At 51.9% G+C, this 451-nt stretch carries 1 rRNA gene; it reads left to right on the forward strand.

Annotated elements, in window-relative coordinates:
• Positions 1-451: ribosomal RNA gene (locus tag HH110_RS19085) — 16S ribosomal RNA — on the forward strand; the annotation flags it as partial.

The following is a 451-nucleotide window of genomic DNA, read 5'->3' on the forward strand; positions in this document are numbered from 1 at the left end:
AGCAGTAGGGAATCTTCCGCAATGGACGAAAGTCTGACGGAGCAACGCCGCGTGAGTGAAGAAGGTTTTCGGATCGTAAAACTCTGTTGTTAGAGAAGAACAAGGATGAGAGTAACTGTTCATCCCTTGACGGTATCTAACCAGAAAGCCACGGCTAACTACGTGCCAGCAGCCGCGGTAATACGTAGGTGGCAAGCGTTGTCCGGATTTATTGGGCGTAAAGCGAGCGCAGGCGGTTTCTTAAGTCTGATGTGAAAGCCCCCGGCTCAACCGGGGAGGGTCATTGGAAACTGGGAAACTTGAGTGCAGAAGAGGAAAGTGGAATTCCATGTGTAGCGGTGAAATGCGCAGAGATATGGAGGAACACCAGTGGCGAAGGCGACTTTCTGGTCTGTAACTGACGCTGAGGTGCGAAAGCGTGGGGAGCAAACAGGATTAGATACCCCGGTAG

Origin of the sequence: Stenotrophomonas sp. SAM-B, from assembly GCF_013387485.1 — a bacterium.
In the GTDB taxonomy this organism is placed as follows: Bacteria; Pseudomonadota; Gammaproteobacteria; order Xanthomonadales; family Xanthomonadaceae; genus Stenotrophomonas; species Stenotrophomonas maltophilia_AA.